General features: G+C 58.0%; 20 protein-coding genes. 11 read left to right on the top strand and 9 right to left on the bottom strand.

Going from position 1 to position 24,809, the window contains the following annotated elements:
- Positions 1 to 35 precede the first annotated feature (35 nt).
- Positions 36 to 3,338: a chemotaxis protein CheB gene (locus tag IFT59_RS21590; protein ID WP_249407693.1), complete on the top strand. Its 3,303-nt coding sequence runs from the start codon at positions 36 to 38 to the stop codon at positions 3,336 to 3,338.
- Positions 3,339 to 4,159: 821 nt separating this feature from the next.
- On the opposite strand, the gene IFT59_RS21585 is transcribed toward IFT59_RS21590, so the two are convergent.
- Positions 4,160 to 4,567, bottom strand: coding sequence for a DUF2000 family protein (locus IFT59_RS21585; protein ID WP_113165884.1), 408 nt, complete (start codon positions 4,565 to 4,567; stop codon positions 4,160 to 4,162).
- A 100-nt stretch (positions 4,568 to 4,667) separates the two neighbouring features.
- Between IFT59_RS21585 and IFT59_RS21580 the strand changes: the two genes are divergently transcribed.
- Positions 4,668 to 5,492 carry an AraC family transcriptional regulator gene (locus tag IFT59_RS21580; RefSeq protein WP_249407692.1) on the top strand — a complete coding sequence of 275 codons (825 nt, stop codon included), beginning with the start codon at positions 4,668 to 4,670 and terminating at the stop codon, positions 5,490 to 5,492.
- 138 nt (positions 5,493 to 5,630) lie between these two features.
- On the opposite strand, the gene IFT59_RS21575 is transcribed toward IFT59_RS21580, so the two are convergent.
- On the bottom strand, positions 5,631 to 5,939 hold the full coding sequence (locus IFT59_RS21575; RefSeq protein WP_342366133.1) for an aldehyde dehydrogenase family protein: 309 nt from the start codon (positions 5,937 to 5,939) through the stop codon (positions 5,631 to 5,633).
- Between IFT59_RS21575 and IFT59_RS21570 the strand changes: the two genes are divergently transcribed.
- A complete protein-coding gene (locus IFT59_RS21570) occupies positions 5,923 to 6,225 on the top strand; it encodes a hypothetical protein (RefSeq protein ID WP_192088228.1) in 303 nt (100 codons plus the stop codon). The two genes, IFT59_RS21575 and IFT59_RS21570, sit on opposite strands and share 17 nt — an antisense overlap.
- 50 nt (positions 6,226 to 6,275) lie before the next feature.
- Here IFT59_RS21570 and IFT59_RS21565 read toward each other — a convergent pair whose 3' ends face one another.
- Positions 6,276 to 8,396 (bottom strand): histidine kinase dimerization/phosphoacceptor domain -containing protein, encoded by a 2,121-nt coding sequence (locus IFT59_RS21565; RefSeq protein WP_062583337.1) that lies wholly within the window; start codon positions 8,394 to 8,396, stop codon positions 6,276 to 6,278.
- A gap of 195 nt (positions 8,397 to 8,591) precedes the next feature.
- Between IFT59_RS21565 and IFT59_RS21560 the strand changes: the two genes are divergently transcribed.
- The 3 genes from IFT59_RS21560 to IFT59_RS21550 all read left to right on the top strand — a co-directional run bounded on the left by IFT59_RS21560 (position 8,592) and on the right by IFT59_RS21550 (position 11,198).
- On the top strand, positions 8,592 to 9,707 hold the full coding sequence (locus IFT59_RS21560) for a PAS domain-containing protein (RefSeq protein WP_113165886.1): 1,116 nt from the start codon (positions 8,592 to 8,594) through the stop codon (positions 9,705 to 9,707).
- Between the two features lie 3 nt (positions 9,708 to 9,710).
- Positions 9,711 to 10,124 carry a response regulator gene (locus IFT59_RS21555; RefSeq protein ID WP_062583333.1) on the top strand — a complete coding sequence of 138 codons (414 nt, stop codon included), beginning with the start codon at positions 9,711 to 9,713 and terminating at the stop codon, positions 10,122 to 10,124.
- Positions 10,125 to 10,367: 243 nt separating this feature from the next.
- Positions 10,368 to 11,198: a glycosyltransferase gene (locus IFT59_RS21550; RefSeq protein WP_162734819.1), complete on the top strand. Its 831-nt coding sequence runs from the start codon at positions 10,368 to 10,370 to the stop codon at positions 11,196 to 11,198.
- A 1,193-nt stretch (positions 11,199 to 12,391) separates the two neighbouring features.
- Here IFT59_RS21550 and IFT59_RS21545 read toward each other — a convergent pair.
- Together IFT59_RS21545 and IFT59_RS21540 are read right to left on the bottom strand one after the other, a co-directional pair.
- The gene (locus IFT59_RS21545) at positions 12,392 to 13,624 is read right to left on the bottom strand and encodes a glycosyltransferase (RefSeq protein ID WP_113165887.1); all 1,233 of its coding nucleotides are present in this window, start codon (positions 13,622 to 13,624) and stop codon (positions 12,392 to 12,394) included.
- 68 nt (positions 13,625 to 13,692) lie between these two features.
- The gene (locus tag IFT59_RS21540) at positions 13,693 to 14,247 is read right to left on the bottom strand and encodes a DUF2585 family protein (protein WP_113165888.1); all 555 of its coding nucleotides are present in this window, start codon (positions 14,245 to 14,247) and stop codon (positions 13,693 to 13,695) included.
- A gap of 384 nt (positions 14,248 to 14,631) precedes the next feature.
- Here IFT59_RS21540 and IFT59_RS21535 point away from each other — a divergent pair, with 384 nt between their 5' ends.
- The 4 genes from IFT59_RS21535 to IFT59_RS21520 are packed head-to-tail and all read left to right on the top strand — an operon-like array spanning position 14,632 to position 18,090.
- Positions 14,632 to 15,576 (top strand): ABC transporter ATP-binding protein, encoded by a 945-nt coding sequence (locus tag IFT59_RS21535; protein WP_113165889.1) that lies wholly within the window; start codon positions 14,632 to 14,634, stop codon positions 15,574 to 15,576.
- Positions 15,573 to 16,781: an ABC transporter permease gene (locus IFT59_RS21530; protein WP_113165890.1), complete on the top strand. Its 1,209-nt coding sequence runs from the start codon at positions 15,573 to 15,575 to the stop codon at positions 16,779 to 16,781. Before IFT59_RS21535 ends, IFT59_RS21530 begins: the two co-directional genes overlap by 4 nt.
- Positions 16,782 to 16,792: 11 nt before the next feature.
- Positions 16,793 to 17,554, top strand: coding sequence for a fatty acid desaturase (locus tag IFT59_RS21525; RefSeq protein ID WP_113165961.1), 762 nt, complete (start codon positions 16,793 to 16,795; stop codon positions 17,552 to 17,554).
- 20 nt (positions 17,555 to 17,574) lie between these two features.
- A complete protein-coding gene (locus tag IFT59_RS21520) occupies positions 17,575 to 18,090 on the top strand; it encodes a sterol desaturase family protein (protein WP_113112029.1) in 516 nt (171 codons plus the stop codon).
- Here the strand turns inward: IFT59_RS21520 and IFT59_RS21515 are convergent, their stop codons facing one another.
- The 4 genes from IFT59_RS21515 to fni are packed head-to-tail and all read right to left on the bottom strand — an operon-like array spanning position 18,091 to position 22,815.
- Positions 18,091 to 19,014 (bottom strand): squalene/phytoene synthase family protein, encoded by a 924-nt coding sequence (locus IFT59_RS21515; protein ID WP_113165891.1) that lies wholly within the window; start codon positions 19,012 to 19,014, stop codon positions 18,091 to 18,093. It abuts the gene before it with no gap.
- Positions 19,011 to 20,504 carry a phytoene desaturase gene (locus IFT59_RS21510; RefSeq protein ID WP_113165892.1) on the bottom strand — a complete coding sequence of 498 codons (1,494 nt, stop codon included), beginning with the start codon at positions 20,502 to 20,504 and terminating at the stop codon, positions 19,011 to 19,013. Before IFT59_RS21510 ends, IFT59_RS21515 begins: the two co-directional genes overlap by 4 nt.
- Positions 20,501 to 21,787, bottom strand: coding sequence for a lycopene beta-cyclase CrtY (gene crtY / locus IFT59_RS21505; RefSeq protein ID WP_197978189.1), 1,287 nt, complete (start codon positions 21,785 to 21,787; stop codon positions 20,501 to 20,503). Before crtY ends, IFT59_RS21510 begins: the two co-directional genes overlap by 4 nt.
- Positions 21,787 to 22,815 carry a type 2 isopentenyl-diphosphate Delta-isomerase gene (gene fni, locus IFT59_RS21500; protein ID WP_113165893.1) on the bottom strand — a complete coding sequence of 343 codons (1,029 nt, stop codon included), beginning with the start codon at positions 22,813 to 22,815 and terminating at the stop codon, positions 21,787 to 21,789. The genes crtY and fni overlap by 1 nt, the downstream gene beginning before the upstream one ends.
- 91 nt (positions 22,816 to 22,906) lie before the next feature.
- On the opposite strand from fni, the gene IFT59_RS21495 reads away from it, so the two are divergent.
- The gene (locus IFT59_RS21495) at positions 22,907 to 23,914 is read left to right on the top strand and encodes a polyprenyl synthetase family protein (RefSeq protein ID WP_113165894.1); all 1,008 of its coding nucleotides are present in this window, start codon (positions 22,907 to 22,909) and stop codon (positions 23,912 to 23,914) included.
- The last annotated feature ends 895 nt before the right edge of the window (positions 23,915 to 24,809 follow it).

Here is a 24,809-nt window from a genome sequence, read left to right as displayed (position 1 = left end):
TTCTATCGGCTGTGATTTGACCAGGCAAAGGCGATATGACCAACTCGATGCACACTGCCTCCCCGCCCGAGAAAAATTTCGTGCCCGTGTGCGCTATTGGAGCGTCTGCTGGCGGCGTCGGGGTACTTCAGAATCTGTTTCGGCAGATTGCTCCTGATCTGGGGCTCGCTTATGTCGTAATCCTTCACCTGTCGCCGGACGAGCGGAGCGCGTTGCGTGATATCTTAGCGGTATGCACTACCATGCCTGTCTATCAGGTGGACGACTCCCCTGAGCTAAGACCGAATTGCGTCTACGTTATACCGCCGGACCGCGAACTTGTCATTGAAGGTGACAGGATTGCAGCCAGGCCGTTTACGGAGGTTCGTGGAAGGCGTGCTCCAATCGACATGTTTTTCCGATCCGTGGCTTCAGCTCGAGGCGACGGTGTCGCTATCGTATTGACGGGCGCCGGCTCGGACGGCGCTCTCGGTGTTACCGCCGTGAAGGAAGCGGGCGGGGTCATCATGGTTCAAGACCCCTCAGAGGCCAGCTTTCCGTCCATGCCGCAGAATGCGATTGCAACTGGCTCTGCGGATTTCGTTGCACCGATCGCCCGCCTGGTCGAATATCTTTCCGAAGTTGCCCGCAGCAAAGACGCAGTCCGCTCAATTGATGTCGCTGGATCGACAATCGAGTTGCGCCGCATCATTGCTGTGCTCCGATCGCGTGTCGGCCATGACTTCTCGGCCTATAAAAGTGCAACGGTCATGCGCCGGGTCATTCGCAGGATGCAGGTTTGTCGAGCTAAAACCCTAAGTGAATACGCCGACTATCTCACCAGTACCCCTGACGAGGCGCACAACCTTTTCTCCGACCTGTTGATCTCGGTCACGATGTTTTTTCGGGACGAGCAAGCTTTCGAGGCGCTGGCCACACAGACTATAAGGCCACTGGTCAGTGGCTACGATGCGGATGTCGAAGACAGTATTCGTGTCTGGGTCGTTGGGTGCGCGACCGGAGAAGAAGCCTACAGCGTCGCTATTCTCTTCCATGAAGAAATGGTACGACAGAATGTCCGGATACCCCTCCAAATCTTCGCGACCGATTTGGACGAGAACGCCCTCGCACTCGCTAGAGAAGGGCGATATCCACGGGCAATCGAGGCTGATGTTTCTCAGGAGCGGCTAGCGAACTTCTTCATTGATGAAGGTTCGCATTTTCGTGTCCGCAAGGAACTGCGCGATACGATCCTTTTTGCCAAGCACAGCATTCTGAAGGAGCCGCCGTTCATGCGGCTGGATCTGGTAACGTGCCGTAATTTGCTGATCTATCTTGAGCGCACTCTACAGGCCCAAGTGTGCTCTTTGTTTAGCTACGGTCTCCGCGGTGGACGTTACCTCTTTCTCGGTTCAGCGGAAACGGTAGACGCTGCTACTGACTTGTTCTCGCCCGTCGATCGGCAGGCTAGAATTTACAGCGCCAAGCTCCATGGTGCGCAACTTCTACCGATCATGCCACAATTTGCGACTCCTCAGAAGCTTTCAAGTCATCGGGTAGCAACTCAGATGGTTGAGAGGACGGCTGCGCCAGCGGCGGAAATTCATGTCACGGCACTTGAGCAACATGCACCGGCGAGTGCACTTGTCGATGATAGGCAGAACATTCTTCATCTGTCCCCGACCGCCGGTCGCTTCATCCTGCATTCAGCAGGACCTGTCTCCAAATCACTCACATCGGTTGTCAGAGCAGAGTTGCGCTTGGATCTTGGGATTGCCTTGGCTCGAGCGCTTGAAATGGGTGAGCCGACGGTCACGTTGCCCAGCATCGTTGCGTTTGAGCAAAGCAAGAGACGGGTTGCACTGCAGGTCACTCCCCTTCAAGACGACGCCACAAGATCTCCACGCGCTCTTGTTTTCTTCCTGGATGGCGGCGTCGTCGCAGAGAGCGATGATCAGGACGAAATCACCGACAGCCGGCCTGGTGAAGTAAGACGGATCTACGCCGAACTGAAAGCCTCGCAAGAAGCGTTGATGATGAGCCGCAACGGGCATGACGCGTTGGTTCAAGAGCTACGAGCCGCGAACGAAGAGCTCCAATCTATGAATGAGGAGTATCGTTCCACTGCTGAGGAGTTGGAAACTTCAAAAGAGGAATTGCAGTCCATCAACGAGGAGCTGCACACAGTCAACGCAGAACTTAAGAACAAGCTCGACAGCATTTCAGAGGCCCACAGCGACCTCCAGAATCTATCGGCTGCAACTGAAATCGGCACGCTCTTCCTTGATGCAGATCTCCGGATCAAAATGTTTACTGCGCCCGTGGCAGAACTTTTTAACATTACTCGTCACGACATCGGTCGGGCGATTACCGATTTCACCCACCATCTCGACTACAACGACATTGATAAGGACGCCCGAAAGGTTTTGCGGGACCTAATACCGGTTGAGCGCGAAGTTGCCACCCGCCACGGCCGGGACTTTTCGATGCGCCTGAGACCTTACAGAACGGTAGAGGACAGGATCGATGGCACGGTCGTCACTTTCATCGATGTGTCGGATCGTGCACGTGCCGAAGCCGCATTGTCAGAGATCCAGGATCAGCTCCGTCAGTTTGGCGAAGCTTCCCAAGATATTCTTTGGATACGTGATGCCAAGACGTTCCAGTGGTCATATCTAACCCCCGCATTTGAGGTGATCTACGGACTAGATCGAGAGGAAGCCCTGCGTGGCGACAATATGATCGGATGGCTCGATCTCATAATCCCTGAAGACCGTGAACTGGCTGCCGAAAACCTGCAGCGCGTGCTGGTAGGCGAATGGGTTACCTTTGAATATCGTATCAAGCGGCCCTCAGATGGTGCTATCCGCTGGCTACGGAACACCGATTTCCCAATCAAGGACAATCGAGGTAACGTTTTACATATTGGGGGCATTGGTCACGATGTCACGGCTCTGAAGGTCATTGAGGAGGAGCTTGCTAGGGCCGAGGTCCGGCAAAGAGCACTTTTGGAAGGTATTCCGCAGCTTGTTTGGCGTGCCGCCGAGGGTGGCAATTTAACCTGGTCGGGCCCGCAGTGGACGGAGTATACCGGTCAGGCCGAGGCTGACAGTCATGGAATGGGTTGGCTCGACCCAGTTCACCCTGATGACCGGGCCGCTGCGCTGGCGGCTTGGTCAAAAACGATCGAGACAGGTGGGTTCGAGATCGAGTATCGCATCAGGGAGGCGAATACGAATGCGTACCGTCGGTTTCACACGCGCGCTACGCCGGTGCGTAGCGCGGACGGATTCATTGTCGAGTGGCTCGGTACGTCAACTGACATAGAAAATCTTAGAAGCGGCACCAACAACCAGTAAGCACCGATGATTAGGTGACGTGGGAGCCCCTAGAGCGTACAGAACGCCGCTGCGAGGTGCGCCGTTTGGCGATCCGCGCCTGATCTTGAAGTCATGGCTCTCACGATACGCTGGGTTACCAAACAACCCGCTCAAAGTGTTCGTTGGTGAGTAAACGAGCCATAAGCGACAGCCCAAACCGTTACGGAACAATTATATGTTGTAGGTATCATCACGTCCTAACCAAAGGTCGTGCGGTGGATTACACTTACGCGCTCATAACCGTCAGCTGCTGCATAGCAGTAGGAATAGCTCTAGTGTGGTTCGGGATGCGTGGATGACGTTCTTGAAGGCATAACGACAGAGCGCTAAACAACCGGAAGCTGGTCCAGATCTCTGAGAGTTCATACCAAGAAGTCTATCGCCCGACTTTACCGCAGCTACCTCCCGTAGATGGACTGCCCAAGCAGTTCTGATATTCGATGAAGGGTGATGCGTTTCGCTAGCTCCGGACGATTGTAAACTCGAGAGGGCACTTGTGTAAGGGTTACTGCCGGTCACCACATCACCGCTTCCGGGACGTTGTCGGTAAAAGCTGGAGCGATCTACAAGCGTCCTTGACCTGATCGAGCGAATTCCACCGGATCGTAAGCGGGCTGAGCGCCAAACGTTTGCGCGCTTACGATCCTCAAAACTTCGCAATTGTCTCGCCGGCGGCTAGAGCCGCGCGCCAAATAGGGATGCCGCGGGCGGGTAGCTCCAATCGTTCGGCCCAGCGCCGATCAGGCCGATAGCGAGGACGACCGGAGCGACGCTGCCATTGCGGCATCATTCAGATGCGGTCATGGATGCATCCTGGCTCCCTTGACGATTTTGTCGACGATCTTCCTTTCGGCTCGCAGGGCGAGTCCCACGAGTTTCGCGTCATCTGGCGAGAACTGAGCAAACACAGCCCTGTTAGCAGCGTCGTAGCCAGTCCCAAACATTTCCTCGGTGTAGGCGGAGATTCTCACGTGGCGCTCAACGGAACGCCTGTGGACGCTGCGTAACGTTTCCTGATCTGCGCCGAGCACCACCATTGGCTGGATGGTCATCGGGTTGTAGACATGACCGTGCGCATCCCGGTATGGTTCGCCGATAATCTCCGGCGACTGGGCGACAAGGCCGCTCGTCAAGAACGCGGTCACGTTCAGCTTCTGCCAAATTGCAAGATCATCGCGGATTACGATCGCGATCTTGGTGTCAAACATGCAACGGAACTCCTTTTTGGGTGTGAACTCAAACGCAGACTTAGCGCCAGGTGGACGGGGCGGTCTTGAACGTTCGTGCCAGGCCCGTCCGGCTGACGGGATGCGTGTTGCCGACTCCTCACATGGGGTGGAGCGCATCGAGGCTCGCTTTCATGGCAACGCCTTCTCACCGCATCGCCATGACACGTACGGGCTTGGACTGACCCTCCATGGCCTGCAGACTTTCCGCTATCGTGGGGTCGAGCGCTTCAGCAATGCCGGCAACGTTATCGTGCTTCATCCCGACGAGCTGCATGATGGAGCTGCCGGCACTGACGATGGTTTGATCTACCGCATGATCTATCTCCCGCCGGACCTAATCAGCGCCGTTGACGGTCATCGCACAGGGCTGCCCTTTGTTCCTGATCCTGTGTTAGCCGATGAAGGGATACGGCAGGCGCTTGGAGATATACTCGCTGACCTGGACGAGCAGCTGTCTGACCTGTTGATGGATGACGTGGTGATGCGGCTAGCTGCCGGCCTTTCCCGGCAGGCGGGTACACCGGGAAAAACGCTAACTCCTTCGGCACGGTCCGCTGTCCTGAGAGCTCGGGACCTCCTCGAAGACCGCTGCGCAGCACCCGTAAGCTCCAGGGCCCTGGAGGCGGAAACAGGACTGGACCGATACGAGTTAGCGCGACAGTTTCGACGGTTGATGGGTACAAGCCCCCACCGATACCTTGTGATGCGCCGCCTGGAACGGGCGAAACGATCCATGGTGGAAGGACAGGGGCTTGCGGCGGCGGCCGCTGATGCCGGCTTTGCTGATCAGGCACATTTTACGCGCCATTTCCGCAAAACCTTTGGCATTACGCCAGGGCGCTGGCTTGCTATACGCATCCCGAGCACAGAGAAAGCTAATCCTGTCCTGAGTACTGGACGCTAGAAAGATACCGGTAAGCCTCTCACAAACTGCCAGCGAATGCCGCGACGGCAAGCTAGACGAATATTGTGTGCAGCATAAGCGCCTTCGTAGAATGGTCATCGAGGGACCATCGCTGCGGCCCTCAAGCCGACACTTCGGTCAACGCTGTTGTTCGGAGATCGGATATCGCGGGGCTTGCGGACCTTCGATTGTGATCCATTGGAGCTCGGTGAACTCTTCGAACCCGATTGCGCCACCTGACCGACCGTAGCCGCTATCTTTAACCCCTCCGAACGGTATCTGAGCCTCGTCATCAAGCGTTGCGCCGTTGATATGCGACTTCCCTGCATTCAGTCGCTTCGCCAAATCGAGGGCAAGGGTGACGTCCCGGCTTAATATTGCAGAGGACAAGCCGTAGTCGTTGTCGTTGGCGATCCGGATTGCCTCATCAGTGCCATCGACAATCACGACGGATGCCAAAGGTCCGAAAGATTCGCCGCGCGAGGGAGAACACGACCTCTATGCCTTCCTGAAGACCGACCCCAACGAGATCGTAAAACCTATCCATCCGAAGGCCATGCCCGTTCTTTTGACAACGAAGGAAGAATGCGAGATTTGGTTGACCGTGCCGTGGAGTGAGGCGAAGGCCCTTCAACGTCCCCTGCCCGCCGAGCGAATGTTAGTGCTGCCACGTTACATGGAGGTCGGTGGCCTCGGGGGGCTTCCGACACAGACGAAAGACTTGTTCGGCTGATCTTGCGTGCTCATCATTGAGGTAACGATCGCTGTGTGAGGACTAAACACTCACTGGATCGGTGCTGTAACGACGACCCGCAGACCAGGCGCGTTGTCCTCCTCGTCGATGTTGCCTTCAAGACGGTCGATGATTGCCGCAAGGATGCGAGAGCCGAAACCGCTTCTCCCGCCCGTGGTCTTCTGCTTGCCAAGGCCGACATCGGAAACGATAAGACGGAACGAGTTCCGGTGCTGTTCGAGCTTGATCGCGAGTGGTCCCGGCATGCCGTCGTAGGCGTATTTCTGCGCGTTGATGACCAGCTCGGTGAGGATCAGGCCGACATTGACGGCCTTGTCGGTGGCGATCAGGATTGGCGACAGGTCGAGTGTCAGGTTGTCCTGCCACCTCTCGTCCATCGACGTCGTCATCTCCTCCATCAGGCTTTCGATGTAGCGCGACAGGTCGATGATCTCGACGCTCTCGTCCTGGTAGAGGCGACGATGGACGAGCGCAACGGCGTTCAGCCGCTTCTGCGCCTCGTCGAGGTTCTGCCTTACCTCTTCGCTCGTCGCACCCCGTGCCTGCAAGCGCAGGAAGGCGGAGACGAGCTGGAGCGAGTTCTGGACCCGATGATTGACCTCCTTGAGGAGGTAGTCCTTCTGAGAAACGAGTCCCTGGTTCTCCCGCAGGCTAATCGTCAATTCGCGGTTCAGTTCGCGCAGGCGCTGGTTATTGCGGTACTCGAGCATCAGACGCACGACGCGGCTCGCGGACTCGATTTCGGCATGTGACCAGGGTCTCGCCTTGCCTCTAACTTCGTCGCTCCACGCCTCGAATGACGAGCGCGGTGTTAGGACCGCTGATGGATCGTGCGACGTGTCCTTGTGTGGATTGCCTGCCCATCTGAGGACTTCGACGTGTTCGGCACGGAACCACATGAGGATGGTTGGTACTTCTGTCGACATGGTGACCGCCAGCAATCCGCTGGCTATGTCCGTGAAGGCCACTGCCTCTGCCCAACTCGCCGACAGGCTCGGCGTGGCATAGGCCTGCTGCGAGGCCGGAACCCGCACGTGATCGGCCAGCTTGCGGATATCGATGGGATCGGGCGTTTTGCCGTATGCGAAGAGCTCGCCAGCCTGAACCGCGGCGAAGCCGTCCGCATGCAGCATCTTCGCGATTTTCTCTCCGGATTTGGCAAACAGCTCGTCGAGGGAAGTCTCCGGTCCGAGCAACGCCAGGACAGCGTCCTCCTGCGACCGCAGCCGGATGCGCTCCCGATGAACCTGGGCATCTTCCTTCGACTTGATCTTTCGCGCGAACGAATTCGCGAGTGTCTGGCATCCCATGCGCGCGGTAAGAGGAATAGTTCTTGGCTGGTGATGGTGGCAGGCGATAAGCCCCCACAGCACGTTGTCCTTGATAATCGAGAACGAGGCTGATGCCTTCACGCCCATGTTGTGCAGATACTTGATATGGATCGGCGAGACGCTCCGCAGCGTCGAGTCGCTGAGGTCGATACCGCGCAGGTCGCGATCCGAACGGATCGGCCGCGGGAGGTAGTCAACGTCCGGAATGACGCGGACCTTGTTGCGCAGATAGAGCGCTCTTGCCTGCTTCGGGATGTCGGACGCTGGAAAGTGGTGGTTCATGAAGCTGTAGTTGCCGGAGGCGGCGCTCTCGCCCACCACGACGCCGGCATCGTCATCGAGGAATTGATAGACCATGACGCGATCGTAGCCCGTCAGCTCCCGGAACACCGTCGCAGCACTCCGACACAGCTCGGCGACGCTTGCGGAACGTTCGAAGCGTGTGCTGGCGGCATCAAGGTCGACCAGGAACGGGACCGCCTCGACGGCCGTCTCCTCCGCCCTATCCATCTCGACGACGGCGAACTCGCCCGAGCGATACGCCACGGCGTTCAAGGGTCCTCCGCTCGCATCCACACGACCAAGCACTGCGACCTTTCCGGTCGCGATCGCCGACATTCGGCCGAGCGCCGAAGCGCTAAGGACGTCGTCGAGCCGCTGGCCAACCACCGTCTGTCCGAGAAAGCCATCAACGTCACCCGCCTCGCCTATGCAGACAAGCGTATGGGCGTCGGCGATCAGCATAATGCCATGAGACTGGATGGAACCGGGGACGTGGATCGGTTCGACATCACATGCGGTGAGGTTTTGTTGAAGCATAGGCGGCCTCTGCTTGTACTGGCAGCTCACGCCGACTACGGGCGGGACAACCGTCTTCCTTCGATAAGTAGGACATAACAGGAACACGCGTTAAAACAAGCGATATGCGGGACATGAGCTAATTGTGATCCGTCTTATTGACCTTCTCAGCACGGTCGTTAGTTACGGCAACTACTCCATTGATCGGATTACGTGATGAAGGAAACGGTCGAGCGCCGTCTTGCACGTCAGGCGGGCCAGAGGCTTCTCGCTAAGCACATGTACGAAGACCCGTTCTCGGCGGCGTTCAAAGCGACACGGATGCCGATGCTGATCACTGACCCCCGTCAGCACGACAATCCGATCATTTTTTGCAACAATGCGTTCTGCGAGCTCTCGGGCTACAGCCAGGCGGAGCTCGTCGGCCGCAACTGCCGCCTGCTTCAGGGAGAGGGCACGGATCCCGAAGCCATCGCCAGAATAAAGGACGCGGTCGCCGCCGAGAAAGACCTGGCCATCGACATCCTGAACTATCGGAAAGACGGGGCCTCCTTCTGGAACGCGCTGTTCGTCAGCCCCGTGCGAGACGACGCGGGCGAGGTGATCTACTTCTTCGCGTCGCAGCTCGACTTTACGAACATCAAGAGCAAGGAAGCCGAACTCGCGGCAGCCCGCCATTTTGCCGAGGAGGAAGTCCAAAAGCGGACGGCAGATCTGCAGAGCGCTCTGGAGACGAAGACGGTCCTCGTCCACGAGGTGGACCACCGCGTGAAGAACAACCTGATGACCATCGCGTCGATCGTCAAGGCGCAGGCGCGGATCTCGGAAGACGAAATAGCCAGGAAGACGCTGCGTTCCGTGCTCGACCGCGTCGAAGCGTTGAGCACCGTACAGCGCAAACTTCTCAACAACGACGACATTGGTCACTTCGACGTCGCCGAATTCACGCGGGAACTGATCCAGGACCGCATAGGCGGTTTGAACCGAACCGACATCGAGGTGAGGATGGACCTACACGAGGTCATTGTACCTGCCGCCAAAGCCTCTCCTATCGCTCTCGTCGTCAATGAGCTCGTCGGAGACGCCATACGCCGCGGCCTTGGTGACTACGGCGGCCAGATACACGTCGAGGTCAGACTGCTGAACGGGCACTTCCTGATCCGGGTCAGCGACACAGCATCACCCGTCAAGGTGGACAAAGGGCAACAGGCGTTCGGTGCGCTGTTGCTGGAAACTTCCGCGCGCCAGCTCGGTGCGAGAATTGAAAAAAAGTGCGAAGGAGATCGAACGGATGTCCATGTCACCATGCTCGTCGACGAACACAAGGACTGAAAGATGCGTATACTGATCGTCGAAGACGAGGCGCTTCTCGCTATGGAGATGGAAAGCGAGCTTGAATCGGCCGGCCACGAGGTAGTTGGCATCGCGGCCGAGAGTGCGACGGCGAAAGCCCTCGTCTCGGATGCCTCGCCGGAATTCGCGTTCGTCGACATTCACCTGCAGGACGGACCGACAGGCATTGACGTGGGACGGGAGTTGGCCGCGCGGGGTGTGCCTTACACGTTCGTATCGGGCAATCTCAAGCGTATACCGACGGACTACGCCGGCGCCATCGGCGGGATCGAAAAACCATACACCGTGAACGGGTTCAGGAACGCGCTGGCCTTTCTCGAGACTTACGTGGCGGGGGAACGCGGCAGGCAAGTGCCTTCGAGCCTTGTGCTTGCCGAGAGGTTGCCAACGGAATGATGGCTGACGGTCGCAAATAACCTGCTGCTTCAAGTCACGGCTCTTGGTTGACGACCTTGCGGCGCGCATCGGATCAACTGCTTTAGAAGTGTCGAGATCGCCCTGAACACCATAACGACAGAACCAAGGTGTAGCCTTTGCGCCGCTCGCAAGATCAAACCGAGCAGCCGCTTTTTAGAATTTTCCCAACGCCGCAAGTATTACGAGTACGAGTGTTCCCACTGCGGTCTACTCTACGCGGATTTGAAAGCAGCGTTACATCAAGCTACCTACTTCGACGGCCACGAAATCAGATGTTCGCAGGCTGATGAGGTTGGCTTCGACATCTTCACTCTCAAGATGATTGCCATACGATATGGCCTTGCGATAGTGCCTGGCGATGCCGCACAAGAACGTGCGCTTGCCTGCCCTCACAGTGATGTTCCTGGGCATGCATATACGACACCATTAGGAGAATTTCCGCTGGCATCGTTCGCACTAGGTATCATGTGCCGCGAGAGCGAGCTGGATAGGGCTGTTTCGTCAGCTTGCGATGTATTGGACGAGTTCGCCGAGTGTTTGATCGTGATCGATCAGCAAGAGAGTTGGCATCCAACTTTCGAATTGCCCAGAGGAATACGAGTACTTGGTCGCCCGCTCGCCCAAAGCTTTGCGGCGCAGCGAAACTTTATTCAGCAAAACAGTCGCTCGCCATGGGTCATGCAGCTCGATGCCGACGAAACAATATCAAGCCTTGATGTGCGAAAACTGCGTCAGCTAGCAACTTCCATGCAAGGCCACGGCTTTGTCTCAATTGGAATTCCGAGAGAGAACTACGTTGACGGCATTCGGTCAGACCTTTACCCCGACACGCAGTATCGACTGAACCGCAGTCATGTCGTATTCGACGGAGCAGTTCACGAGAGGCCGTTGCGGCCGTGGCAAGTCAGCACTATCGCGATTGGCTGCAATATCACTCACCATCTGGACAGTGCGCACGTCGCAACTCGCTCCTACCAATATGATAAGATTTCCCCAGGACTTGGGCGTGTCCATGAGCGAGAGGAATTCGCGGAGCCATTTTTAGGTATGTGAGCTGTCAGCTTGAAACAAACCGAGTTTCTTATCAAGCACTCTCTGATTATCAGCTTGATTGCAATGGTTACTCCTAAACAGGTCAGCTAATCGGTATCAAAAACGGCCAAACAGGAAAGGCTTGGCCTTAATACAGCATGGCAAGCGCACCGCGTTCTCGCACGTAGTCTGAAACGGTCCTAATAGGGTAATTTCGCCCAGAAGCACGCAGATCCTGCCGAACAAACGATACGGCTAGATATCGTTCTCTTCGGCGACTGTGCTGGTGTTCAACCATGTAGGCATTAAAAACCACGGCACACCACTAGCAAGATATCCCTGGACAGCTACATTACCTCCTCGGCGCTTAACGAAGCATACGCAGCCGGTTGCCGGTGATAAATCGTCCTTCTGTTGCCCTGGCCACCCTGCCAGCGCAGCCCGTCGTTTTCTGCGCTACTCCTTTCGCTGCGATTGCGACTGAAGATCCGTTTACGATGAATCTTGAGAACATTTTCGGAAGGTAGGTGTTAGTGTCATTAATGCGAGAGGATATCAGAATGCCTAGCCCGTCGGATCAATTTGTCAAACTTGCAAAAAGCGAGATGGTGCGTCGGGCTTCGCAAGCCATGGCGACTAATCGTCCGCCTGTGACAGACGAGGAATTTCAGCAACTATTAGAGCGCCTTTCCCAAGCGGAAGCCAATCGCTAATTGGCCGCTCGTAGGCATTGCCCGCGCTAAGTTGATCGTCAACAAAAGACCGCGACAGGCGCCCATAAGGGAGATCGGGTGGCGTGTCGGTCCGCCGTGACGGCCACCCGATCCATGTTCGTCAGTCCGATAGACTAGAGCTGAGCAAACACGTTGCCTCCAGCTTGCTTAGAAGCAGACGCCCTCTAACGCGACGCATACAGAAGTCAATCACAACGTCCGCCTGATCGTGGTCATAAAGGAGGCAGTTGGCTTGGGTTTACCGCCTCTACGCACTTGCGTGTCTAGGGATGAAAGTGGCTTGGTGCTAGCGACTTTAGCGACCGGGTACTAACGACAAGTCTTTGCGCTTACACTTAGCCGTGACGCGAAACTAGATGCACAGTGAGATCGACCAGAAGTCGTTGCAATAGGTTCCTACAGTCTGACGCCTTGATGGGTATCGAACATGCGACCCAGCAGTAAGCGCCTTAGGTGTGCCAAGCAATGTTCACCAAGGGATCAGATGATGGCAGCCTCGATAATACCAGCCGCCTTGCGCAGTCCGCCTGCTGCCGAGATGGTACGGCCTATCTTCCCTGCCCGCTTTTTGTAGCCTGGCTCGTGCAGCAGCGTCTCAATAGCTTGCTTCGTCTTGGCGGTCGTCAACAGGCGGGTCGACATTCGCGAGCCGACTCCATGATGGACGATCCGGGCGGAGACGCCGGGCTGATCGAACGCTATCGGGAGTGCAAGCAGGGGAGTGCCGAACTCGAGCGCGTCCATGACGGTGTTCATCCCGCAATGCGTGATACAAAGATCAGCACGGGCAAGCACGGCTCGCTGCGGCGCAAAGTCCACGACCCAGGTTGCGCCCAGGGCCTCTGCCTGTTCCCGGTCGAGCCCACCGCAATGGGCGACGAGCAACTGCACATCAAGCTGGCGGCAGGCTCGGGCGGCGGCAGCGAAAAGCGATGCGCGGTGCCCCTGCAGCGTGCCGAGAGACATGAAGACGAAGGGCTTTCCCGAGTCGACGTCGAACGGGATTTCCTCCTCGAGCTCCTCCTCTCGAAGCGGACCCACCATGTGCAACCGACTATTGGCTGAGGTACGGGGAAAATCGAAGCCGACCGTCGTCTGGGCAATTGTCGCTACATCGGAAAGGCATGACTGAAGGTCGTGGAATGTCTCTCCGAGACCGAAGCGGCGTGACCATTTGCGGATGACCCGGTTCTGCTCCAGCAGGAGCAGCCGGGAGACGCGCTCCCCTCCCCTGTTTCGGCGGATCCCTTTTGGCGACGGATCATAGAGCCACGGCAAAAACGGGAGCGGGATGGTTTCATCGCGTTCGATCGGCAGTGCGCAAGCGATCGATATGATGGGTACCCCGAGATGGCGAGCGAGCAGCCCAGCTGCCGGCTCCATCTGATCGCCAAGAACGGCATCTATTCCGAGTGCACGAAGATGTTCCGGAGCATGTTCACAGAGGGCGTCCGTCAGCATGGCCGTGTCGTGAACGGTTCTCAGAACGCCCAAAAGCCCGCTGGGTCGTGACGCCCGGTCGATGACGCGTTCCATCTGTCGCGCGTCGGTCCCCTCCACCGCGCAGACATCGAATCCTTCCGTCACATACCGCTCGGCTCCGGCATTCAGCACGAAGGTAACTCGGTGACCTCTGCGCACAAGCTCGGCTCCGACTGTCTCGAAGACGGCGATATGGCTCTTGAATAGGGGGCAGATAAGAGCGAGATGCAAAAGCCGGTTACCTTTCGGAGCGTGACGAGGTTGTCTTCAGGCAAGTTGTCGAGGCGTTTTGCTGCATTTCACGCTATCGACGACGATACTATGCGCAAGACTCCTGCCACCACGCTATCGCCGATCCAGGTGAAGGTCAGGACCTCCAGCGCGAGGATTACCGATACGGTTACGGGTGTAGAGATGCGCGACGCAACTGCGAAGCCGATAAGAACGCTGAATGTGTCGGACAGCGAGTTGACGATACTGTCGCCGGAATAGGCGAGCTGGGTGCCCTCGGTGCCGAAAAGTCCGATGACGAAGGGCAGGTTCTCGCACATTTCCCACAACACGCTGCTCATCACGGCGTAGGCTGCCCGTCTGGCAAGAGTGAAATGCGGTCGCACGGCCGTGAGCCACAGGAAGAGACCGCAGCCGAATGCGAAATGGAGGAGAGAATACGGGTCAAAGAACTGTTGCGAGTTCTGGGCCGGATCCATTCCCGCCCAGAGCCTGATCGACCCGCAGGCACAGAACCAGTCTCGTCCGAGCGAAAGCAACCAGATGATCTGCGAACATATGAGCAGGAAAGAGATCGTGAAATGGCGACTCGAGCGCGAGACAACATCGTTACTGATATGCATTCCACTTTCCTAATCCGCCACGCACCCACGCGATAACCGACAAACCGTTTCCTCTTCGAATGTCTCGCGCGACGACGCTCGCTTATCCAAACGCGCCGTTTCATAAAGACGAAGAGATCTGATTGTCGTCAGAACGTCGTCCGTCAACCGTACCGTGCTACGAAAGCCGTAACGATCACTGGCCATCTTCGGGATGCGATCAGTTCGGCATGACCCAAGCGCGAGCTCTCGATTTGAATTCGAACGAAACTACGCAGCCTCAAACTAGCGAGAGATGAAATGGTTCGCCTTATCTTGACCTTTGATGGCCGTTATCAATCCGATGCCGGGCTGTTAGATCTGGCTGCTCGTGTTAGACGGTAACGACGGAAGGAGTGCGATTTGATGGGAAGTCCTGCTGCTCTCGAGGTCCGTGATCTCAGTGCCTGCTACGGCGATCGCGAAATCCTCCGTCGGATCAACATTCGCATCGAGCGAGGAGAGATATTCGGTCTGTTCGGCCAGAACGGCGCGGGCAAGACGACGCTGATACGTGCCATTTGCGGTCGGCTGAAGCCGCGTGCGGGAACGATCGCGATCGGCGGTCAGGCAATACGGGCCGGCGTCTCCCGGCAGATCGGACTTGTCCCGCAGGAAATCGCGCTCTATCCGCACCTGACGATCCTGGAAAACCTGCAGGTCTTCGGACGGCTGTCCGGTCTGAGTGCTGCCGCGACGAAAGACGCGATCGGCGAAGTCATCAAACACACAGCTTTGACGGACCGTCTTCGTGAGCGGGTCGAAGTCCTGTCCGGGGGATGGAAGCGCCGCGTCAATATCGCCGCTTCAATCCTGCATCGCCCTGCTCTTCTCATTCTGGATGAGCCGATGGTCGGCGTCGATATCGAGGCTCGCATCACCTTGCAAAACGTCATTCTCAAGCTTCGCGACAGCGGCGTCGGGATACTGCTGATCACCCACGATCTGCAGCAGGCAGAAACTCTCTGCACGCAGGTTGGCTTTCTGCATAAGGGCGTTATCGGTCCGCAGGGAGCTCCGCGCGCCCTCCTCGATCTGGCGTTTGACGGACAGCACGAGATCATCATCGAGACGCAACTGCCGGTCTCGGCGACGGATGAGGCAGTCTTGCGCGGGCGCGGATTTTCTGCCGTTGAGGGAGGCCAGTGCTGGAGCGTAATCAGCAACAAGCCGCTTCACGAGATCACCGAACATCTCGAACAATCCGGCATGGCGACGAAGGAGATCCGGTTCCGCAAGCCCGGCCTCGACAGCCTGTTCCTCCGCCTAGCAGACCAGCCAGGAACCGGGTTTGAGGGCCCTCGCCCATGATCCTTGCCATGCTTCGTGTGATGACGCTAGGGCTTTTGCGCGACCGGGGAGCGCTGGTTCTTGCATTCGTGCTGCCCCCGGCGATCTTCGTGATCTTCGCCTCCATATTTTCGGCAACGACGAGCGACAAGCTAGATCTGAAGGTTGCGGTCGCGCAGCTTTCATCCACCCAAGCGTCGCAGCGTCTGGAGAAGGCGCTCCGTCAGGAACGGACATTCGAGGTCATCGGCCCCGTGCGCTCAAACCGGGCTGAGGTCGAGAGCCTTGTCAAACAGGGCGCTGCGGATGTCGGACTTGTCATCCGCGCGGAGATCGATGACACCGGGGCCGCACCTTTCGAAGTTCTGGTCGAACCGTCGAAGCTGATGGCCGGCAGTATCGTCTCCGGTCGTGTCCAGGAACTGGTGGCGCGTCAGCTACCCGATCTCCTCCTTTCGCGGACCGCCATCACGTTCCAGAGCGTTGTCGGCACATTCACGCCGGAGCAGTCCGCAAGGCTGGCAGCCGCGATCGAAGCCGGTGCGCGGGTAAGCGAGCCGCCGGCTGCCACCAACGCGCCCGGCCTTGTCGCGACGGCGTCCGTCGGTTCGTCCGATAGCTCCGGGGCAACGGTGACCTATTATGCGGGCGCCGTCGCCATTCTGTTTCTGCTGTTTGCGTCTCTGCAAAGTGCTGCGACCCTGATTGAGGAGCGAAACTCCGGTATTATCGATCGTATTGCGGTCGGCCCGGGCGGTAGCGCGGTGGTCGTGCTAGGCAAACTCCTGTTCCTGACGATCCAGGGCGTCATCCAGGTCGGCCTCATCTTCATCGTTGCGCAGCTGGTCTATGAGGTCGACGTGACCAGGCGGCTAGATCTGTGGCTGCTGATCACCGTTGCCGCGGCACTGGGTGCGTCCGGGCTGGCTCTGGCGGTTGCAACGGCGTGCACGACGAAACAGCAGGCGCAGACCGTTTCCACCTTCGTCGTGCTCATCTGTTCGGCCGTCGGCGGCTCCATGGTACCGCGCTTCATGATGCCCGAATTCCTGCAGTCGATCGGTCGCTTCACGCCAAACACTTGGGCGATCGAAGCCTATTACGGTGTGTTCTGGAGACACGAGACCTTGTCGGATGTCATTCCGGAGATAGTTTCACTCGTGGCAATGGCTGTGGTCGGCACGGCTTCCGCTCTGATCGTTTCGCGACGAAGGCTGAGGTTCTGATGGATGGAGCGATGAGGACCAACGAGAGATCAAGACAAGGCGACCGACGGGACGTCGCGACAGGACTGTTGCTGGCAGGCCTCATCGTCGCCGCTTGGATGACGATCCATGTCACTGCGATCTTCCTGATCGACTGGACGGTGCCCGGCCGCATCTTCGCTGCACCTTTTGTGATCGCCGTCCAATGCTGGCTGAGCGTCGGCCTTTTCATCGTTGCGCACGACACGATGCATGGCTCGATGCTCCCGCAATATCCGGCCATCAACCGCGCAATCGGTCGCTTCTGCGTCTTCATCTACGCGGGATTTTCATACGAAAAGCTGCACGAAAACCATCACGCCCACCACCGCAACGCAGGCACGGCAGACGATCCCGATTTCGACACCGAACACTCGGCGCAATTCTGGCCGTGGTACCTCAAATTCTTCCAGTATTATTTCGGTTGGCGTGAGTTCGCGACACTGACGGTTGCCGTGGTCCTCTACCTCGTAATCCTGCAGGAACGCTTCCCGACGATGTTGATTTTCTGGGCGCTGCCTGCCATCCTGTCGTCAGTCCAGCTCTTCTATTTCGGTACGTATCGGCCTCACCGCGTCGACGACATCCCGTTTGCGGACAAGCATCGTGCGAGAAGCAACGAATTTTCGCCGCTTCTGTCGCTTTTGACCTGCTTCCACTTTGGCTATCATCATGAACATCATGATGCGCCCTGGGTGCCATGGTGGAAGCTGCCGGCCCATCGCGCGCTCGTAACGCAGCATGAGCAGGACTGAGGTCGCTTTTGGAGAATCTTATGAACTATCTGGTCCCGGCCGCGCTGGTCATCGGAACCGTCGTCTTCATGGAATGGTTTGCCGCATGGTCACATAAGCACATCATGCACGGCTGGGGATGGCGGTGGCACAAGTCCCACCACGAGCCCCATGACCACGCGTTGGAAAAGAACGATCTCTACGCCGTCATTTTTGCCGTCATCTCGGTCGCCATGTTCTTCATCGGCAACTGGTACTGGCCGCTATGGTGGATCGCGGTCGGCGTTTCCGTCTACGGCGTTCTGTATTTCTTCATGCATGACGGTTTGGTTCATCAGCGCTGGCCGTTTCGCTACATTCCGCGCAAGGGTTACCTGAAGCGCGTCTATCAGGCGCACCGGCTTCATCATGCGGTCGAAGGTCGCGATGGTTGCGTATCCTTCGGCTTCGTCTACGCGAAGACCGCGGACACGCTCGTCAAGGAGTTGCAGGAAAACAAGCAGAAGTTAAGCCCGCCACCGGCCGGAGGTGAGGACAAGCGCGACGTCCGGGCATAATCACGGACGTTGCCAGAGCCCCTGCCGGGGAACCTCCTGCATACGAAGGCGCGAGCGCGCCACGTCTCCAAGCGCGACGCTCAACAGCGCGGCCTTCTCGGCCTTCGTCGTCGAGACGCGTTTGTCCCAGGCGTTCGGACCTGCTGTCCGGAGCTTGGTGCCGATCGCCCGGTAGACGCGACGCGCGGTCGCGATTGCCCAAGCCGAGCGCGGCGGGAGTGAAGCCAGTCCCTGATAGGCCGACTGGTAGTAGGCTTCCGCAAGGTCGAGAAGTTCGACGGCTGCCGCATGGAGATGTGCGCGTTGCGCGCTATCGTCAAGATCGATCTCGCTGATGCCGTGCCGGGCAAGAACATCCGCCGGCACATAGCACCGCCCCGCCCGCGCATCCTCCACCACGTCGCGGGCGATATTGGTCAGCTGAAACGCGATGCCGAGGTCGCAGGCTCTATCGAGCACACGGGGGTCGCGAACCCCCATGATCATCGCCATCATCACGCCGACGACCCCTGCCACATGGTAGCAATAGTCGAGCGTGTCTTCGATAGTGGCGTAGCTGCGGTCCACCACGTCCATCTCGAAACCGGTAAGCAGCTCTTCGGGATGGCGGGCCGGAATCTGGTGGCGATCAACCACCCGACGGAGAGCCTCGAAGACCGGCTCATTCGTCTGACCGCCGCGCAAAGCTGCCGCGGTCTGCTGCCGCAGAAGCCCTAGCCGATTCTGCTGGCCGTCGCGGAAGTCGTCGGCTTGGTCATGCCCCAACGTCTGCCCGTCGATCACATCGTCACAGTAGCGGCACCACGCATATAGCATCACCGCATCGTCACGCGTCCTGCGATCGAACAGCCGCGCGGCTGTGGCGAAACTCTGCGATCCTTGGGCAATGGATTGCTCGCTGCTTGTGATAACGGCATCGCTCACTTTAGCGCATCCTCGATCATCAATCCGGCAGTTGCCTTCGCGGATCCGACCACGCCCGGAATGCCAGCGCCGGGGTGTGTGCCCGCTCCGACCACGTAAAGGTTGGAGAAACTGTCGTCGCGGTTATGAGGCCTGAACCAGGCACTTTGCGTCAGGATGGGTTCGACGGAGAAGGCCGATCCGTGATGGGCGTTGAGCTCGTCGCGGAAATCGAAGGGTGTGAAGTGCCGGACGGTCACCAGGTCTTTGAGGAGATTGGGAATATAGCGGTCGTTCAGATACTGGAGGATCCGGTCGCGATATTTCGGACCCTCGAAGCTCCAGTCGATATCAGCGGTGCCGAGATGCGGCACGGGCGACAGCACGTAATAAGCGCTCGATCCCGGAGGAGCGAGACTGTCATCGGTCACGGAAGGCGAGTGCAGGTAGAGCGAAAAGTCTTCTGCCAGGCCGTCCGTTGCAAAGATTTCCGAGATGAGTTCTTTGTACCTGTTACCGAACAGGACCATGTGATGCTTGAGTTCGGGATGCTCGGTCTTCAGGCCGAAGTAGACGACGAAAAGCGACATGGAGTAGCTTTTCTTCTCCAGCGCGCGACCGTTTGCCCGGCCACGGTTCGTATCGCGAAGCATATGCTTGTAGGTGTGCACGACATCGGCATTCGACGCGATCTGGTCGAAGCTCCGGCTGGTGCCATCCTTCAAGGTGACGCCGGAGACCTTGTTGTCCCGAGCCTCGATGCGGTCGATTTCGGCATTGAGCTGGATCGTCCCGCCAAGCCTTTCGAAGTGCTTGACCATGCCGGCAATCAGCGCGCCGGTTCCGCCCTTGGCAAACCACACACCGCCCTTGCGTTCGAGCGCATGGATGAGGCCGTAGATCGAAGAGGTGCGGAAGGGATTGCCGCCAACCAGCAGGGAGTGGAAGCTGAAGGCCTGGCGCAGTTGATCGTCCTTGATGAACTGGCTGACCTTGGAATAGACGCTGCGATGGCTTTCCAGCCGTATCAGTTGCGGCGCAACCTTCGCCATCGACCAGAAGTTCAAAAACGGCACCGTTCCGAGCTTTTCGTAGCCCTCCCGGTAGAGGTCTTCGGAATAGGCAAGGAAGCGCCGGTAACCCTCGACATCCTCAGGCGATTTTGCAGCGATCTGCCGATCGATCTCCACCTGATCGTCGGCATAGTCGAAGCGGTAGCCGTCTTCCCAGCACAATTGGTAAAATGGCGACACCGGAAGAAGGGTCACATCGTCGGATAGCCGCCGTCCGGAAAGGGCCCACAGCTGTTCGAGACAGTCCGGATCCGTGATGACGGTCGGGCCTGCATCGAAGGTGAAGCCGTCATCGGTGTAGACATAGGCGCGGCCACCCGGCTTGTCGCGCTTCTCATAGACGACCGTCTGGATGCCGGCGCTCTGAAGCCGGATGGCGAGCGCGAGCCCGCCGAAGCCTGCACCGATCACCGCTGCTGTTTTCTTGCTTCCACTCATGAGGATCCGTTCTCGAACAACTTGGCCTCGCTCAAACATGCGAGCGCCCTATGGATGGGGACCGGAGGCTTTCCGGTAAGAATGCGCAGAATATCGGTCATCGTTGTCCGTCCGGCATAAAACCGTTCGATCAGTGGCGTCGGTAGCTTGTAGAAACGTTCGAGCACGAGATGGCGCCGATCAGGCTCCGCGGCAAGGAACAGCATTCTGTTCAGCAGGCGGTAGAAACCCTGCTTCTTGTGTTGGCGGGCGGCATGTCCGCGGATCGCACGGGCCAGAGCGGCGCTGCCGATGGGCCAGTTCTCGCCGATCAGATCAGCGCCGTGGACCGCATCCGGCAAGCTGTAACCAGTGGTCGGATGGAACAGGCCGGCGCGTAGACCAGCATGGGGGATATCCGCCGGCAATTCCGACCAGAAACGCTCGAAATCATGCGCAAGCACGATCGGCAGAACGCCATTCTCGCGGCGGACGACCTGCGTGATATCCCAACCCTGGCGGGTGGCATAGGTGTGGATATCCTCTGATATCACCGCATCGTCGAGATCGGCGCCTTCCGAGTAGCGTGTGTCTTCGATCAGCACGCGCGTCGGCGACATTGGAAGCAGGTAGACGAATCGGTAGCCGTCGAGCTGGTCGACCGTTGCGTCCATTATGACCGGATGCGGCAAGCCGTGAGGCTCCGAAAGCTCCACTTCGAGGCCGACGAACTTCTGGTAGCCGAGCACCATCGACGCGCTTGGTCGATAGCCACGGCAATCGATGACACATGACGCGGCCTGCGTACTGCCATTGGCGAACGTGACCTGAGCAGCCGAAAGCGCAGTAACCTCGGTGTTCTTACTGAGCGACACATTTGGCAGACGTTCGATGGCTTCGCTGACGGATGCCGATGTCAGTGAAGCATATCCGGACGGAAGGTGGCGCGCATAGCTGCCGAACCGCACCGATTGTCCGTCCCATTCGTGGGCGATCAGGGGCGCTATCCAGGCAAGGCTGGAGGGTTGCAGATCCGCTGTGTGGAAGGACCAGGTATGCTCGCCGAAGGGCGTGTCCGTGGCTTCGAGAATGACGATCGGTGGCGCATCACGGACAGTCGAGAGCCGTTGCCCGATGACTGCGCTGGCAAGACCTGCCCCGACGAGCACGATGGGCAGCGACAGATCGTGCGACCCGCTCTCCATCCGCTCGCTATTGCCGGCACCAGCGAGGTCGCGCCCCGCAGTGGCGGCGGTTTCAGTCTTCGCTGGCGTTGTCGCTTCAGATGCTACAGGATCGACCATCAGGGGTAGGATGTAGCTTCAAGCCTCGCGATCCTGAGATCTGCGAGATTGGACGAGCCTGTACAGAAACACGCGACCCTCAGCTGCGCCGACATGACCTCGAAGTGATCTGCGACTGCCTCGGGTGACGAAGTTGCCGAACGAAGCACCGACGCGGCCTGGCCGACGATATTTGCTCCCATCCGGATGGCCTTCGCCGCGTCGACGCCGTTGCGCACGCCGCCTGAACCGATGATAAAGATGTCCGGGAGGGACAACCGGATCGCCGAAATCGCATATGCCGTCGGCTGTCCCCAGTCGACGAAAGCCGATGCGATGGCGGCCTCGGAAGCGGTCGTCGCACGCTGTGCTTCGACAGCTGCCCAGCTCGTACCCCCCGCTCCCGCAACGTCGATGATGCCGACTCCGAGCGATGCCAGTTTCTGAGCAACCATCGGCGAGACCGCCGAGCCGACTTCCTTGACGACCAGAGGCACGTGCAGCGATTGGCTGAGCAGACCGATCTTCTCCGTCAGCCCGCGCCAGTTGCGATCGCCTTCCGGCTGGACTGCTTCCTGCAATGGGTTCAGGTGAATGATCAGCGCGTCCGCATCGATCATCTCGATCGCGCGGCGCGCCTGATCGATGCCGTAGCCGGTGTTGAGCTGCGCTGCGCCGATATTCGCCAGAATCGGGACGGAGGGCGCCAGGCGACGCAACTCGCGATTCATCCCCCAGTCCGAATTCGTCTCGATAGCTACGCGCTGCGATCCAACCGCGAAAGCGATCCCAGCGGCTTCGCAGGCGATAGCGATATTGTGATTGATTTCCTGAGCCTGTTGTGCACCACCGGTCATCGAGCTGACGAGAAAAGGACCCGAGAGTTTCCTCCCTAGAAATTCCGTCGTCAAATCAATAGCTGACATATCAATTTCAGGTAGTGCAACATGCTCGAAGCGAACCCTTTCGAAACCTGTTCCAACACCTGTCGAAGAACCATGCCCGCTAAGAACTATATCTAAATGCTGTTTTTTTCGTTCCGCGAGCATAGGGGCCTTTCATCCAGCGGTGTGTGCTACAGATATGTTCGAGCAACCGGTAAGCCGGAACTGAAAACGTTATATAGGGTAGGCTTGCTGAATGTCCGGCACACAGGCTCAAAAATCGACAACTTTTGATGCGGCTAGCAAGCAGACGATAGACACGAAGTGGCTGCAGGCTTTTGTCGGCGATGAGCTTCTCGGAAAGACGATCAGCGAGCTGCGCTCGAGAATCGAGAACAGGCTGCAATCTCTCCTCGAAACCGATGAGTACGCGCCGCCGAACCTGCTATCAGCTATGAGCCACGCGCTGCTCGGCGGCGGGAAACGGTTCAGGCCGCTGATCTTCGTGATGACAGTTAATCGTGATGACTGCCTTAATGCCGCAATCGACATCGGCTGCGCGGTTGAAATGGTGCACACCGCATCCTTGATCCTCGACGACCTGCCCTGCATGGACGACGCGGAGCTCAGGAGACAGAAACCCACAACCCACAAGGCATTCGGTCAGGCGACGGCTATTCTCGCGGCCATATCGCTGTTGACGCTGGGCATCCGCATTCTTTCGACTGTCGAAGGCGTGCCGGATCATGTCCGCGTGCGGATGGCGGCGGTGCTGAGCCATGCTGTTGGGCACACAGGTCTTGCGGCGGGCCAAGAAATCGATCTCAGGGGTGTCAGCGGTACGTCGCTGGACGTCGAGCAGAAGAACTGGTTGAAGACCGGAAAGCTCTTCGCAGCTATGGCGGATATGGCCTCGGTCCTTTCGCAACGGCCCGTCCAGGAGGAGACGGCGCTGACGGAATTCGCCTTCCACGTTGGCTCTGCCTTTCAGGCGCTAGATGATCTGATGGACGCGATCGCTGGAACAAGCGTTCTTGGCAAAGACAGTGGCAAGGACACGGACCGCGATACCTTGGTGAACGAGAAAGGAGAGGCTGCCACACGGCGATCCTACATCGACCACCTTCAAGCAGCGAACCTTGCTCTGCCTCACTGCGGCGTCGAGGTGGAGCCGATAAGATTCATGTTACGCTCTATCCACTGGCTTGTACCGAATGAAGCTAAGGCTCGCGCCGGTATCGAGCCCGTGGTGAATGGCGATTGAGCGGTGACACCAATCTTTCGACGAGAACTGAGCTGCGACCACTTGATATGAAGTCCCGTAAACTATGCCAGAACGTGGACTAGTCATCGCTACGATGGCTAGCAGCTCAGTGTTCGCAGAGCCAAACCAATCTTGCGACTTATGCAAGCATCACAAGGGATCCTGCGACAATGACGCAGCACATGGAGGCTGCCCATAAGACTGCCGCCACAAGCACGTCCCCAAAATTGTGAATGCCTGAAATCAGCTCCTTCCCTGTCATTTTGTCTGCATGGTAGGGGGAAGAACGACACCGGCGACGTTGTACTTTATCCTCGCCTACTGCGCCGTCGTTGATTGAACACATAGATCGCTCCATACCTTTCGTTGGGTGATTTCTCCAACACTCAGAGTGATTGATGCGTGTGATCACCTGGTGCAATCTTGCCCAAACTTCCTGCCGCGATGCAGGTTCCGACAGATTTCCTCCGCGTAACGTAGACAACCCTCAAAACCCGTAAGCGCGAGATCGATCTGACGCCGCTCGTTGTAGTGCTCATCCCTTCAGAGATAACCTGCAGCTGAAAGGTGCCATCGAACATTGTCGAGGAATAGCCCGCCTGTTGCTCGGTAATCACGAAGTCGAACGGCACTCAAGCGCTCTCAACGCTCGGGGCAACGAGATGGAGTTTGTGGAGATCGCGCGCTTGTAATGTCCGCACAGCCGACGCAACAGCAGGGCCGTCCAGATATGATCCCACTTTCATCGGAGAGGATCCGAGGCGCTCATCCTCGGCTTCGTCAGGCGGCGGTCTGAACAGTCGAGCTCAGCACCTTCAATGCATTGTCGAAGGTCCGCGGCGTGCCACGAGCTCCGCCACCTAAGCTGCCATTCTTACGCGATCCTCGCAGTTCC

Origin of the sequence: Rhizobium sp. CFBP 8752, assembly GCF_014842035.1 — a bacterium.
Classification (GTDB): Bacteria; Pseudomonadota; Alphaproteobacteria; order Rhizobiales; family Rhizobiaceae; genus Neorhizobium; species Neorhizobium soli.
The sequence above is the reverse complement of the archived record's forward strand: the minus strand, read 5'-3'. Positions and strand labels throughout refer to the sequence as shown.